15 protein-coding genes and 1 pseudogene are annotated in these 14665 nt (G+C 44.4%); 15 read left to right on the top strand and 1 reads right to left on the bottom strand.

The genetic code is table 11. From position 1 onward, the window contains the following. The first annotated feature begins 36 nt into the window (after nucleotides 1–36). The 15 genes and pseudogenes from MKY44_RS15935 (at nucleotide 37) to MKY44_RS15865 (ending at nucleotide 13792) form a co-directional block, all read left to right on the top strand. Complete coding sequence (locus MKY44_RS15935) at nucleotides 37–537, top strand: hypothetical protein (RefSeq protein ID WP_341007837.1); 501 nt, start codon at nucleotides 37–39, stop codon at nucleotides 535–537. A gap of 98 nt (nucleotides 538–635) precedes the next feature. Next, nucleotides 636–1028: pseudogene (locus MKY44_RS15930) on the top strand (NUDIX hydrolase); the annotation flags it as partial. 34 nt (nucleotides 1029–1062) lie between these two features. Then, entirely contained in the window at nucleotides 1063–1809 is a 747-nt protein-coding gene (locus MKY44_RS15925; protein ID WP_341007836.1) for a class I SAM-dependent methyltransferase, read from the top strand. Nucleotides 1810–1837: 28 nt separating this feature from the next. Next, on the top strand, nucleotides 1838–2380 hold the full coding sequence (locus tag MKY44_RS15920; RefSeq protein ID WP_339783319.1) for a GNAT family N-acetyltransferase: 543 nt from the start codon (nucleotides 1838–1840) through the stop codon (nucleotides 2378–2380). A 35-nt stretch (nucleotides 2381–2415) separates the two neighbouring features. Beyond that, a complete protein-coding gene (locus tag MKY44_RS15915; RefSeq protein ID WP_341007835.1) occupies nucleotides 2416–2910 on the top strand; it encodes an AAA family ATPase in 495 nt (164 codons plus the stop codon). Between the two features lie 41 nt (nucleotides 2911–2951). After that, nucleotides 2952–3545 (top strand): C39 family peptidase, encoded by a 594-nt coding sequence (locus MKY44_RS15910; protein ID WP_341007834.1) that lies wholly within the window; start codon nucleotides 2952–2954, stop codon nucleotides 3543–3545. Between the two features lie 317 nt (nucleotides 3546–3862). Continuing rightward, nucleotides 3863–4966, top strand: a complete 1104-nt coding sequence (locus tag MKY44_RS15905; RefSeq protein ID WP_341007833.1) for a collagen-like protein — start codon at nucleotides 3863–3865, stop codon at nucleotides 4964–4966. Nucleotides 4967–5219: 253 nt separating this feature from the next. Further along, nucleotides 5220–5789, top strand: coding sequence for a hypothetical protein (locus MKY44_RS15900; protein WP_341007832.1), 570 nt, complete (start codon nucleotides 5220–5222; stop codon nucleotides 5787–5789). Between the two features lie 208 nt (nucleotides 5790–5997). Next, the gene (locus MKY44_RS15895; protein WP_017688132.1) at nucleotides 5998–6390 is read left to right on the top strand and encodes a DUF2500 domain-containing protein; all 393 of its coding nucleotides are present in this window, start codon (nucleotides 5998–6000) and stop codon (nucleotides 6388–6390) included. A 147-nt stretch (nucleotides 6391–6537) separates the two neighbouring features. Continuing rightward, complete coding sequence (locus MKY44_RS15890; RefSeq protein WP_076250310.1) at nucleotides 6538–7287, top strand: glucose 1-dehydrogenase; 750 nt, start codon at nucleotides 6538–6540, stop codon at nucleotides 7285–7287. Nucleotides 7288–7491: 204 nt separating this feature from the next. After that, nucleotides 7492–9177, top strand: a complete 1686-nt coding sequence (locus MKY44_RS15885; protein WP_341007831.1) for a hypothetical protein — start codon at nucleotides 7492–7494, stop codon at nucleotides 9175–9177. Nucleotides 9178–9337: 160 nt separating this feature from the next. Beyond that, nucleotides 9338–9760, top strand: a complete 423-nt coding sequence (locus MKY44_RS15880) for a cell wall hydrolase (protein WP_074095421.1) — start codon at nucleotides 9338–9340, stop codon at nucleotides 9758–9760. A 75-nt stretch (nucleotides 9761–9835) separates the two neighbouring features. Continuing rightward, nucleotides 9836–10294 carry a spore coat protein GerQ gene (gerQ, locus tag MKY44_RS15875; protein ID WP_036613981.1) on the top strand — a complete coding sequence of 153 codons (459 nt, stop codon included), beginning with the start codon at nucleotides 9836–9838 and terminating at the stop codon, nucleotides 10292–10294. 225 nt (nucleotides 10295–10519) lie between these two features. Continuing rightward, nucleotides 10520–12103, top strand: coding sequence for a sigma-70 family RNA polymerase sigma factor (locus MKY44_RS15870; RefSeq protein ID WP_341007830.1), 1584 nt, complete (start codon nucleotides 10520–10522; stop codon nucleotides 12101–12103). Between the two features lie 372 nt (nucleotides 12104–12475). Next, entirely contained in the window at nucleotides 12476–13792 is a 1317-nt protein-coding gene (locus MKY44_RS15865; RefSeq protein WP_341007829.1) for a hemolysin family protein, read from the top strand. A 69-nt stretch (nucleotides 13793–13861) separates the two neighbouring features. Here MKY44_RS15865 and MKY44_RS15860 read toward each other — a convergent pair whose 3' ends face one another. Next, a complete protein-coding gene (locus tag MKY44_RS15860) occupies nucleotides 13862–14512 on the bottom strand; it encodes a hypothetical protein (protein ID WP_341007828.1) in 651 nt (216 codons plus the stop codon). Nucleotides 14513–14665 lie beyond the last annotated feature (153 nt).

Below are 14665 nucleotides of genomic sequence, written 5' to 3'. Positions count from 1 at the left end.
CGTTAATTGACCAAAACTACAATAGGGGGAATTACATTGAACGCAACCTTTACTAAAGTGGTCGGAGTTAGCTTCATTATTTTATCAATCTTAAGACTAACTCCTTATATTAATGTGACTGGTAAGTGGTTGTTATACATATCGATAGCAGCATTTTTTCTTATCCTATATGACTTAATGGAATTTGTGATTAAAAGAATAATGGCAAGTAAGGGTTTGAAACTTAGCAAGGTTTTATCTAGTTTTCGCCCATTGTTTCTTGGATGTGCAGTGATGGCTATCATAGTTTTGCCTAATATAAAGGTCGCTATCTCTGTTAAAGAGGTGAATACTTATAGTGATTTTTTCACTTTAATTAGCCTAGGAATAGCAATAATGTTACTTGGATTTAAAACTGAAAGTGAAGAATCTACTTCGCTGGAAAAATCAAAAGGGAATGAGATAAGAGAATTTTTGAATTCAACTGAAGGAGAAATGATTATTAAAAAATATATAGAAGAACAAACAATAGAAAATAACAAAAAATTGATAAGTTAGGCAGGTTCTAAGTAGTCATGATGAACGAAAAAGATTTGAAGGTCCATTCCAAGAAGGAAGTTCAATCAATGAAATGAGTCGATGTTGTATACTCACTACTAACCAATCCATCCAAATCTAAAGTGCTTGCAGTAAGAAATGTAGGGCGTTCAAGCTGGTCGCTGCCTGGCGGAGCTGTTGAAGCCGATGAATCATGGGAACAAGCAGCAATCAGGGAAGCCAAAGAAGAAACAGGACTTGATGTTGGCGTCCACGGCATTGTAGCAATAAACGAGTGTAAATTTGAAGGAATCAAAGAACATGCCATTTTTATCACATTCAGAGCGGAAATCGTCGGAGGGAATGAGGAGATATCAAGACCAGACGAAATCTCTGAGATTGCATGGTTGGATATAACACAGGCAGATGAGCTTATGCCTTACTATAAGAACGGCTTTAAAAGCTTACTTAATGGCAATGAGATTACATATTTCAACGAAGGTAACAAGTAATGTTCTGAATGTAGTTTATAAAGGAGGCTATCAGATGAACAAGCACAGTGTTTATGAAACAAACAGCTTTTATTGGGATACAAAAGGGAATGACTTTTTGAGAGCAATCGTGCTTCCACATTATGGAGCATTTATCTCAGAAGAAAAACACCAGCTTTTTGGTGATGTCTCAGGATTAAAGATGTTAGAGGTGGGCTGTGGAAATGGTCAATCCTTGCAGTATCATGGAGACCGCAAAGCTGGTGAGCTATGGGGTATGGATATATCCCAGAAACAGATAGAAAAGACACAGCAACACTTGAGAACAAACGGTATTTCTGCAACATTGATATGTTCACCCATGGAAGAGGAATGTGGGATTCCTACGAATTATTTTGACGCTGTGTATTCGATTTATGCCATAGGTTGGACAACCGATCTTGAAGTTACCTTCAGCCGAATCGCTTCTTATTTAAAGAAAGATGGCATTTTTATTTTCAGCTGGTCTCATCCAATTCATAGATGTGTCGTTGAAGAAAATGATAGATTTGTCTTCAATAAGCCATATTCTGATGAATCGTGGTATGCGGTATCTCCTGACTTTTGTCAGGGTGAATTAACCTTGGCTGATCGTCAAATATCAACCTATGTCAATGCGTTAGCGAAAGCGGGGTTTGTCATTGAACAAATGATAGAAGAATCCGATGAGGATATCATGCAATTACATAATAATAGCGATAGTCTCCTTAAAAGAGCGAAGATGTTACCTGTATCCTTTGTGGTTAAAGCGAGAAAACGGTGAATAAATGAAACGAATCGGAGAGTGGGCTATGTTTAAATATCAAATGGATACTGCTACCTATATATCGCTATTGGCAATGAAAGATGCACCCCAATTATATAATCTGATTGATCGAAACAGGGATCATATAGGAGCGTGGTTGAAGTTCCCCAGTATGACATTAACAGAAGATGATTCAAGAAATTTCATCAAGGGAACACGTATACGCTATGCTCAAGATGATGGTTATTGGTTAGGAATCTGGTGTGGAGACGAGCTTGCTGGTTCTATTGGATACTTATACATTGATCAAGAAAACAAGAAGACTGAAATAGGATATTGGCTAGGTCAGGAATATGAGGGTAGGGGACTTATTACAAAATCGATTAAAGTGTTAATTGCTCACGCATTTGATGAACTTGAATTAAATAAAGTTGAAATTGGCGTAGCAACAGACAACTTCAAAAGCCGCGCAATTCCTGAAAAATTAGGCTTTCAACGTGAAGGTGAATTAAGAGATTACGAATATATTAATGGTGCATATTTAAACAGGATTATTTATGGGTTGAAAGCAGATCAATGGAGAACGTAATAAATCAAAATTTATTTTAACTAAAGGAGCTTGTTATGAGAAAATTACCGCTGTTTATAGTGACAGGCGCAAGTGGGACAGGAAAAACAACGATCTCTTCGCTTGTTCGCAAGCAACTTCCCGAATTGGACGTCTTTGATATGGATATCATCGATAACGTGGATTGGCAGATTGCCAAAGAGAATTGGTTGAGGATTGCGTATAACATATCGCTAAGTGGACGAGGGACTGTTTTATGTGGAACGATGGTGCCGGAAAATATTGCATCGTCCGATTACATCGATCGATTTGATCGAATTCTATATATGAATTTGCATTGTGACGATGTTACTCGCGAGACACGTTTAAGAGCCCGTGGGTGGGACGAGAACCTGGTTGAAGATCACAAAAGTTTTGCCAACTGGTTACTCCAGAATTCGGAAACTGCGTTTGACCCGCCAATGCAAACAATTGATACGACAGAGCTTACAGCAGTGGGAGTAGCTGAACAAATTAAAGAATGGGTTTTAAAGAACTGGTGCGAGGAATGAACACCTGAAAGACATCTTGATGAGACGAAGGAGGTCACGAATTGTTTCTCAATGTATTACTTTGGTTGATTATTCTCTGGGTGATCTCCCTTTATTTCAGCTTTCCTAAGAAAGATCGCATGTACACAGTCAATGTGCCAAGCACATATTACATTCAATCTTCAAATCGGTTGGATATTCAGAAAAACTACGAATGCGCTGCATTTTCCAGTGCGTTTGTCTTAAGACATTTCGGTTTGGAGTCCAACGGAACAAAGCTTTATGAAACCTATCCTCGCAAATTACTGGATGGGACGGTATATCCTAAAGCGGTCGTTGTTTTTTTCAGGAAGCTAGGATATCAAGTAATGTACTTACGTGGTAATGAGAATACGTTGAAAAGACAGATCAGCCAGGGTGTACCTGTTATTTTATTTATTAGAGTACATCCCAAACAACGTTATTTGCATTTTGTTCCCGTCGTTGGTTATGATGAAACGCATTTTTACTTGGCTGAATCGTTAGATCACAAGATTAATTGTGATGAAGAATATTACAATCGAAAAATCAGCATAAGTGAACTCAACACGTTATGGAGGTCATGGTTGCCCTTTTCTCAAAACTCCTATATCGTCGTACATCCGACGCAGATTTAAGACGGCCCTCTTTCAAGGGACAAGATATATTTGCTTTGAACGAACTAATCGGTATTATTTGGAACGTCTGCGTGGTTAAATCATGCAACTCATGCCCAAACGGCATGAGTTTTTTTGTGAACAAATATCGTTACGTAAATCAGCTCGACTCAATCGATGGTTATGACCAATTTAGATCAACTGTATGGGCGGTGTGATATCATTTTATTGTTTTTAATGGAAATAAGCCGATTTTTTTACTAAAATGGTTGTTCGTCCACGCATCTTATCATCTACATACGTACGTTAAACTATGTCTATAGGGAGGTGTCCACACTGTGAGTCATTCAGAAGTGAAGAAACGTATGAAGAGAAAAAAGGCAATGTTACATCCGTGTAAAGTTAAAAGAAAAGAACGCCGATTAAAAGTGGTCAAAAAATTTGTTCAAGTAAAATGTCCTCCTCCAGAAGTGAATATATCTACCCCTACTGTTGTTGGCCCAACAGGACCCCAAGGTATACAAGGCGTACAGGGCGTACAAGGTATTCCAGGTAAACAAGGGGTTGAAGGACCACCAGGAGCTCAAGGACCAGCGGGGGGGCCACCTGGACCACAAGGACCTCAGGGACAGCCTGGTCCTGCTGGAGCGGTAGGCTCTCAAGGTCCGGTCGGACCTGCTGGACCTATGGGAGCACAGGGGATTCCGGGAGAAGCAGGGGCTGTAGGGCCACAAGGTCCGCAAGGTAATCCCGGACCTGCCGGAGCAATTGGACCTCAAGGTTTTCCTGGAGCTGTTGGGCCGACGGGTGCGACAGGAGCTGCAGGAGCAGTAGGCCCGGCAGGCCCAGCCGGTGCAGCAGGAGCGGTAGGACCCGCTGGAGCAGTAGGCCCGGCAGGCCCAGCTGGTGCAACAGGAGCGGTAGGCCCCGCTGGAGCAGTAGGTGCGACAGGTGCGACAGGAGTAGCTGGTCCGGCTGGTGCCGCAGGAGTTACAGGTGCGACAGGAGCAGCTGGAGGCGTACTGGGGTTCGCTGACTTTTTCGCGCTGATGCCACCTGATAATGCTGCAACGGTTGCTCCAGGTGCAGATGTTAACTTCCCTCAAGATGGTCCAACAAGTGGAACGACGATCTCTCGCACGGGCCCTAGTTCATTCAATCTGGCAGCCATTGGTACGTATTTAGTTATGTTCCAGGGGAGTATGAATGAAGCTGGGCAACTTATGTTAACACTCAATGGTGCTGATCTTTTCAATTCAGTAGTGGGACGGGCAACAGGTACAAGTCAGATGCCAGGAATGGCTCTCGTGCAAACAACAGTAATAAATTCAATACTAACTGTACGAAATCCAGCAGGTAATCCCACTGCATTAACCATGACGCCTCTTGCGGGCGGAACAAGACCTGTATCGGCACATCTTGTGATCACACAAATAGCGTGAATCCGTTAAGAGGCTAGCAAACTCTCCTCAACTTTATTAAATATGCATCCACAATGGTAACATGGGTTTGCTTGAACTGAGATAACAGTGCTTTACCTGAGGCTGTTATCTCAGTTGGAGCGGATATTGGTACAGGAGTAACTACATATCGGATACCCTTTTTGTTTTGTGAGGAATGGTGAAAACGTCACCACTAATTATTTTTTCAGTAGTTAATATGATAAAATATTAGAAAAACCTCAGAGGTGAGTACATGAAGAATGGACACTGGAGAAAAATAACATGGGTTGTTGCGGCATTATTATTAATCATGATCACGGCTTGCAGCAATAGCAAGTTCAATCCAAACGAATTTTCAGAACAGGATCTGGCTGTGACGAAAACCGACAGTGAGGATAAGATTGCGTATGGAATGAGTCAGGAAGAAGCGGAGAAAATCCTCGGTGAGGGAACATCAACCGGTGTGGGTCAATCCTATCAATACAATAACGGGATCACGATTGGTTATAGGGATGCCAAAGTCGTTAGTATCATCTTGAATAAGGACTCGAAAGGGTACTTTAAGACGGCTCGCGGGGCAGAGGCGGGGATGACACATCAAGAGATTCTCGATCTGCATGGCAAGGAACATGTTTTAGTCGAGTCTGAACGTAATATCGATTATGCCTATCATATTCAGAAGGAAACATTCCTGGATGAGAAGTCGCTGCAAGCGGAAAAAGATGATCTGGCTATCTATCGTGCATCGTTTATGCTGACAAAAGAGGGACAGGTTAATCAGGTTATATTGTCGGATCAACGATTTGCAACAACCTTTAAGTAAAACATGGCTGCCAGGCAGCAGGGTATTAGATAATGAAATAGTACTTATTTTCGTATGAAGCAACCCTTCGGTATTCTGCCGGAGGGTTTTTCCCTTCACATCGTTGGATTTCAATCCGGATAACAAGTTCCTTGTTTACGTGCATATACATTACTGGAGACGGGTCAAGACTCCGGCTGTCCTAAGTTGTATGAACGGAGGGAGAGACATGGGCATTGAATCATCCTGGATGTTTGATTTGTTTGGAACCGTCTTTCCGGTTGTATTTGTTCTGATTATAGGTATAGTTCTTCTGTCGATGGGAAAGGAGGTATGGAGGTGGGGACGCAACAACTCGGAGCCGCTATTGACCGTGCCTTCACGAATCACCAGCAGACGGATGAAGATGAGTCAGTCGCAATCTGAACCGGGCAGTACAGCACGAACGTTATACTACGTCACCTTTGAAGTCGAAAGTGGAGATCGGCTCGAATTCAAAGTCAATGGCGAAGAGTATGGCCTGTGTGCTGAGGGGGATGAAGGACGGCTCTCGTTCAAAGGAACGCGTTATGTAGGCTTCGAGCGATATAATCGCGTATATTCTGAACGCCTACGTGGTTAAACTGAGCAGCTTGCGCCAGGATGGCGTGAGCTTTTTTTGATTATTTGCTGGACAAGCGTTTCTTAATGGGGCTAACGTGTTTTTATATAAGAAGAGGCTTAATGAGATTATGATCAAAGGATCATTACAATAGAGGAGGCAATCAATATGTCATTTACAGATCAGGTCGTTGTTGTAACCGGTGCCGCTCAAGGGATAGGACGAAGTGTGGCCGAGGCTTATGCGGTCGCTGGAGCCAAAGTTGTACTTGCCGATCACAAGGAAGCCGAGGGTGCCGCAGCCGCAGCTTCCATTCGCAATGAAGGCGGAGAAGCGATCTTTGTTCAATGTGATGTTCGCAGCGAGCAGGATATTACGAATCTTTTTCGTACAACCGTGGAAGAATTCAAGCAAATCGATGTTCTGGTGAATAATGCAGGACTCGCCAAGTGGAAATCACCCTATGAGCTAACGCTGGAAGAATGGGACGATGTACTCAATACCAATGTGAGAAGTTGCTTTTTGGCGAGTCGGGAAGCAGCCAAACATATGAAAAGCAATGAACACGGGGGTGCCATTATCAACATGGCTTCTACACGTGCACTGATGTCTGAGCCTGATACCGAAGCTTATGCCGCATCCAAAGGAGCGATTGTAGCTCTGACACATGCGCTGGCGGTCTCACTGGGCAAAGACCAAATTCGGGTCAATTGTATCAGTCCGGGATGGATTGAGACAGGAGACGTGGAGAAATTGAAAAAGGAGGATCATGAACAGCATCCCTCCGGTCGTGTGGGTGTTCCTTCGGATATCTCCCGTGCTTGTCTATATTTGTCTGACCCAAGCAATACCTTTGTCACAGGGACCAACCTCGTTATTGATGGAGGCATGACCCGAAAAATGATATATGAGGACTAGAACCGGGATTGAACCGGGCGAGCCCTAAGCTGTCCCAAATTAAGAGTAATAAGCCCAAGTTAAGCACTTGGGCTTATTTGTTTTTAATAACTCGGTTGCTATAATAAATGTGATTTTACAACAGTAGAGGAATGGAGGGAGTATATGTTCGGGAAACAATCCCGGAAGGTATTTTGGCTGTTACTGCTGATCGGAGGGATGATAATGATAGGGAATGAGTCACCTGCTGAAGCTGACGGCGCAGATATACGGGCAGCCTGGGTATGGCAGGCACAGTCTGTTAGCAACGGAGATGAGCTGTTGGCCAATGCAGCTAAACATAAGATAAACAGGCTGTACGTGAATGTAGACATGACGCTGTCCAAGGAGGTATACCAGACGTTTATAGCCAAAGCAAGCCGTGCAGGTATTGCGGTTGAAGCGCTGGGAGGCGATCCATCCTGGGCACTCAGTGGTCGTGAAGGCCCCATGCTCAGATTAGCGTCGTGGGTAAGTGATTACAATCAAGCTACTGAGCCCAACGAGCAATTTGATGCCATACATCTGGATATCAAGCCCTATGTGTTACCAGCCTGGCAAGAAGATGCTAAGCAACTGGTACAATCCTGGGTAGCCAATATGAATCTGTTATTTGAGCAAGTAAGACAGGATGGCGCAGTTAGAGTGAATATAGACCTGCCATTTTGGCTGGATTCCTATACCGTCACAGGAAATAGAGTTTCTGAGGATGCAGATAACGAACCATTGTCACGTTGGTTCATTGAACAAGTGGAGCATGTCACTTTACTCGCTTACCGTGATAACGCGCAAGGGAACAATGGTATCATACGTTTGATTGAACAGGAAATGAACTGGGCCGATGCCAGCAATGTGAGCGTGACGGTTGGGTTGAACACCAAGCCCATGCCTGGCGAGGAGTTCACGTCATTTGCCGGGAAAGGTGCAGCGCAACTGGAAAGCGTTATTGAAGAAGTTGCCTCCGCATTCAGCAAGCATAGTTCCTACGCAGGTTCTGCTGTACATGACATCGTATACTGGGGACAACTGGAGCCGTCGGAACTGCCATCACCGGAGATTCCATCCAATCAGCCTGAGATTCGGGGAACGTATATCTGGGAGGCCTCTCAGGTGACAAATGACGGGGGAGAGCACATACTAGCGTTTGCTAGAGAGCAGAATATTAACTGGTTGTATGTCCGTTTGGATCTGGATCAACCCTATTCCAGCTATCGTAGTTTTGTGAAACGGGCAAAAGCGCAGGGCATTGAGATCCATGCGATGGGTGGACATCCGATCTGGGGCAAAAAGGAGAATCGTCCACGTATTAAGCGCTTGATTGATTATGTGAAAAACTATAATGCTGAATCCGAGCCGGATGAACGATTTGAAGGCATCCATCTGGATATTGAGCCTTACACATTGCCAGAGTGGGAGAATAGTCGGGACACCCTGTTGACGGAATGGGCTGCCAACATTACATTTTTCCAGGAAGAAACGAAGAAGGACAGTGATCTCGAAACAAGCGCAGACCTTGCTGTATGGCTGGATAGCTTCGCGTTGCCAGGAAAGGATACATCTGTGGCTGAATTTATAATCCGTACACTCGATCATGTGTCGCTGATGGCTTTCCGTAACAACGCCGAAGGTTCCAATGGGATTGCTGCTGTTGTGAGTCAGGAGATGGAGATCGCGGATCGTTTGGGTAAAAGGTTGATGATTTCGGTAGAAATGAAGCAGAACCACGAAGGTCCTCATATTTCTTTTTATGAAAAAGGGGCAGCGGAGATGGAACTTCAGCTTGCCAAGCTTCCGGATCTGCTGGCCGAACATCAGGCTTACCAAGGCAACATTGTTCATGCCTATGATTATTGGATTGAAGCCAAGCCTTAAACAGGCGAGTATTATAAGAAACGAGTTGCTTCGGGACTTCACCTTGGGTGAGGTTCCGGGCTTTTTTTTATGGAAAAAAGATGGAATCGTGTCACCGAATGGGCTCCTGCACAATACGATGTACGGTGATGAACAGCTGAAACAAGGGAGGAAACAGACTATGGCTGTTATTAAAGCCAACTCAGAGGACGTCAAGCTGCTGGCTAGGCTCATGAGGGCAGAGGCTGAAGGTGACGGCGAACAGGGGATGTTGCTTGTGGGCAATGTAGGTGTGAACCGGGTGCTGGTGGATTGTCTGGACTTTAAGGATATTCGCGATATCAATCGTATGGTATTCCAGAATCCAGGAGGCTACGAGTCAACACAGAAGGGGTACTTCTACCAACGGGCAAGACAGTCCGAGATTCGTCTCGCACAACGGGTGATCAATGGAGAGCGCATCTGGCCAGCGAGCAATTCATTGTGGTTTTTCCGACCTGTGGGCGACTGCCCACCAACGTGGTATGACCAGCAAAATACAGGACGTTTCAAAGCGCATTGTTTCTTCAGTCCGACAGGCGATGACTGTCCGGAAGTATATTAAATTTTGGGAGGAATCACCATGATTAATCAGCCTTATCAACCAACGACTCAAACACTGGGTCAGCAAGCAAATTCTGTGTTGGGTCAACAAGCCAATTCTCAGGTTCAAGGTACGTCTTACAAAATTGGTAACGGAATGCCTGCCATGTCACCAACGCCAGGGATGGTATCACCAAGCTCCACAAGTGTACCCCCACTCGTATCCAGTGGAAGCCCAATGACACCAACGGGTGCAGTGATTACAACAACGGCTCCACAGTTTGAGCAGTCATACATTGAGAATATTTTACGTCTGAACCTTGGTAAATTCGGTACGTTCTACATGACATATGAAGGCAATAAAGAATGGAACGCTCGCATATTCCAAGGTATTATTGAAGCAGCGGGCCGTGACCATATTATCATCAGTGACCCGAAGACAGGAAGACGGATCATGCTGTTGATGGTCAACTTTGACTATGCTACATTTGATGAGCCGTTGTTGTATCAATATCCAGGAGTGGTAGGCAATTACCCTCAAGCTCCAAGCAGATAATCATTGGCCCTCATCATTTTGATTGATAACTGACATGTTTAACACATACTGATTTACTTCGCTGTCCTGCATGTGGAGGTAATCCACAGACAGGACAGCTTTTTACATAAACATATATACGAAGGTTACTCTAGGTTTAGAGTCAGACGTAACCTTTTGGCGATAACATGGCACTTATACATGAATAGAACAAGCAGCATGCTTATATGAAGGGAGTCCATAGCATTGAATTCATGGATTGAAGGAGCGATGAAGGGTGAATCCGAAGCTTACGCACAACTGATGTCTCAATATCGCGGGATGGCACTTGCTGTTGCCTACCACCGACTGGGGGATACATTTTGGGCAGAAGATGTCGTGCAGGAGGCGTTTACTGAAGCCTTTGGCAATCTGTCCAAGCTGGAAGCTCCTGAGGCTTTTCCCGGGTGGTTCAAGGTAATCGTGGAGAGACAGTGTTATCGCTGGCTACGACGCAAGCAGCATACCATGATTCCAGTTCAGGAGCTGGAGCATGTTTTCCATGAAGAGGATCAGGTGCATAATCCGGAAAAACAAGCGGTGCAAAACGAAATGCATCGTACGCTACGTGATTCTATTGCAATACTGCCATCATCGATGCGGATTGCTGTTGAACTGTTTTATTTGGAAGGATACTCGCTCAAGGAAATATCGGATTTCCTCGGGGTGAAGGTACCTGCATTAAAGAAAAGACTGTTCGATGCCCGATCCAAACTCAAGCGCTCTATGCCTGTAAGGGATCTGGTCTCTGTATTCAGTGACTTGTATGAAGGAGGAAAAGGATTGTTACACATTATGAATGGGGATCACGCTGCCAATCGTTTAAGAGAGAGTGGAATTCAGGGAGACATCCTGGTATGGAGAGAGTTGTACACGTTCGGCCCGGTAGCCAAAGAAATGGGAGATACGAAGGAGCGGCAGAATCGGGCATCCGTGTTAGAACAACAGTTGGGCATTCCACAGGCGGAATACTTGAAGATTGAGGAACTTGAACGCAAGTTGCATTCGTTTCAACAATACAAGGAAATTGTCTTATGGTTCGAATACGATCTCTATGATCAGACGATGTTATCGTATCTGTTACATTATTTCAAAGGACAAGCACTCCAGAATACGAAACTGAATCTGCTCTGTATTGACTCGTATCCAGAGATTGAGCATTTTAGAGGACTGGGACAGCTTACCTCCACACAGATTGAACGTCTGTCCGGTAGTTGGCATGTGATTGAGAAAAACGAGTTACAAGCTGGTGCGCAGTTCTGGGAAGCCTATACGTCGACTGATTTCCGGCATCATCTGGATTACTTGCAGGCAGACACTTCTGCGCTACCCTTTGCGAAAGCTGCCTTTAAGGCACATTTGTCCCGTCTGCCATCTGTATCGAACGGTCTGGGACTCATTGAGCAGGCAACACTGGAGACTATTAGAGCAGGTGTGGAGCATCCGTATCCATTATTTCGCGAGGTAGGAGACAAGCTGCATATTCTCGGGATGGGTGATCTTGAATACTGGGCACATCTGAAGCGGATGACAGAAGGACCTCATGCCCTTCTTCAGATGAGCGGTGCAACCACTTTCCCTAATTTCAAGCAGCATGATGAAAAATTCCGTGACGGAATCCTGTCGCTAACGGAACTCGGAATTCAGGTGTTGAATGGAGAAGTCGATTGGGCATTGCTGAAGCAGGATGAATTCTGGATCGGTGGATTGCATAACGCAAGCGGGGGACGAGCGAAGTGGCGCTGGAATCCCGCTTCGGAAACCGTAGTGGAGATTGAGTCGACATCGTAATCGGCGGATAGAATCTGAGAAAATAACAGTATTGCAAAAAGAGAGTATTCAGCCATGCGGAAGCATAAGCGAGGATACTCTCTTTGGTTTAGTTAGATCATTGTTTGTGAAATGTTAAAAAAACAGCGTAATCGAGACTTTTGTTAAAGAAAAAAGGCGTTTCTGCCATTTCGTTGTCATAGGACACGGATTGACTGTGTAGTGTAGAATTATATAATAAAAGAAGCATATCTTTGTTATTCGACAGAACAAGGTGGAGGTGGAAGCATTGGGAAGTTGAAATTGCATATGAACGGCAGAATGGCTAATATCCTACATTTTCGAAGGAGGTGGACCTATTTGCCGAAGAATGACGGCGAATAGGATGAAAATTTGAGTGACCCCTTACCGAGTATTTTAAATTTAGTAATCATTGGTTTACTTGTATTAATGAATGGTTTCTTTGTGTCGGCGGAATTCGCGATGGTAAAGGTTCGTGGAAGTCGGATTGAGGCTTTGGTGGAAACAGGCAACAAAAATGCCATCTATGCTTCCAATATCGTACGTAATCTGGATGCATATCTATCAGCTTGCCAACTAGGTATAACTTTGGCTTCACTGGGACTCGGGTGGCTGGGAGAACCGGCAATTGCACATCTGTTAGAGCCCATGTTTACTGCATTTGGACTGGGACCAGTCTACGTTCATGGAATCTCTATTGCCATTGCATTTGTGATTATTACGATCTTGCACATTGTACTGGGAGAACTTGCTCCCAAAACGATGGCGATTCGAAAGTCTGAGACGATCACGTTGTGGTCTGCGGCTTTGCTAACGTTCTTCTACAAGTTAATGTATCCATTCATATGGGCACTGAACGGTATGGCTAACGGCTTATTGAGACTGTTCCGAATGGCACCAGCTTCGGAGATGGACGACGCGCATAGTGAAGATGAATTACGTATTCTCATGAAAGAAAGCAATAAGAGCGGTTTAATTGATAACACTGAATTAGCACTTGTTGATAATATATTTGATTTTACGGATACAACCGCCCGTGAAATTATGATTCCGCGGACGGAGATGATCTGTCTGAATGCCAATGAGTCCATGCTGGAGAATCTGGAGATTGCCAGTGAAAGTATGCGAACAAGGTATCCGGTATATAACGGAGACAAGGATCATATTATCGGCTTTATTCACATTAAGGATCTGATGCGATCCCAGCTTACGGATACCATCTCCGTAATCCGGCCCATCCTGGCTGTGCCAGATACCACCCTGATCAGTGATCTGCTCAAGCGAATGCAGCGTAGCAAGACACAGATTGCTATACTGATTGATGAATACGGAGGAACCTCCGGGCTGGTCACACTTGAAGATATTATGGAAGAGATCGTAGGCGAGATTCAGGATGAATTCGACCATGAGCGTCCTGTCATTGAACAAGTGGATGAGATGGAATACTCTATTGATGGATTGATGCTGATTGAAGAAGTCAGTGAACGATTCGGACTGGAGATGGATCGTGCCGATTATGATACCATCGGGGGCTGGTTATACTCCAGAGTAGATGCCATTCCACCTGAGGTTGGTCAATCGGTTGAGTATGGGGGTTATGTATTTGTCATTCAAGAGACAGAACATAAGCGGATTTCCCGAGTAAATGTGATTAAGCTGGAACTATTGGTTGAAGAAGAAGGCGCGTAGCCAGATCGAAATTGTAACAGATGAAGCTGTATGGTGACGTAATGGTCATCGTACAGCTTTTTTGCATGCTCATGATTCTTTGGGTGCATGAATGACAACATCGGCGTAACGATTCTCCGTGACCAAGCTATTCTCGATAGAAATTCGCTTATAAGTGACGTAAACATTCTCTCCAGGAGCGAGATCATACTGAATATTCAGCTTTTTTCGAGTGGATTGGGTTGTTGTCGGTGTCTTAATGGTGATGATGGCGTACATAGGCGTATCGACAAAAGTAACCTCGTAAAAATTGTAGTCCCCCACCTTAGTGGTGGATAACACGGGATTTTGCTTAAACTGGGTCAGGTGATCATTCACCATGCCAAGTGTTACGGGTAACACATAAAACAGAAGTACCAGAGGCAGAAGGCAGAAAGCAATCCCGAAAACACGTAAAAATTTGACATGGGAAAGGGTTCGTCCGCTCTGCTTGAGGAAAAGAAAAGCAAGGACGGGGGACAGTACAAGTCCCCAGATCATAAAGGGCAATACATAGCGGTCAATCCCCATGCTTATCCAGCTTTCCCGAGCTGTAGCCAAGAAATATATTAAGGTCCCTGCGGTAAGCGCACTCACCAAGATAACAAGCCAACGTTTGAACGAGCCGGAAACTTCGATATGTAGTTCATTCGGATTGGAGCTGTGACGATGCCTTCTGGATTTGGATTGAAATTTACTCAAGTTATACACCTCATTTGCAAACCTTGTTGGTTCATATGGTTTTGTGTATCCATTACCCAATACATACGGGCTGGAATAATTTAGGTTTCAACCATGCTGGAGATGCATACAAAGATAAAAGACGCTGCCGACAGAAACATCGGAGCGTCTAAT

The sequence above is a fragment of the Paenibacillus sp. FSL R7-0026 genome (assembly GCF_038004485.1).
GTDB lineage: Bacteria > Bacillota > Bacilli > Paenibacillales > Paenibacillaceae > Paenibacillus > Paenibacillus xylanexedens_A.
The sequence above is the reverse complement of the archived record's forward strand: the minus strand, read 5'-3'. Positions and strand labels throughout refer to the sequence as shown.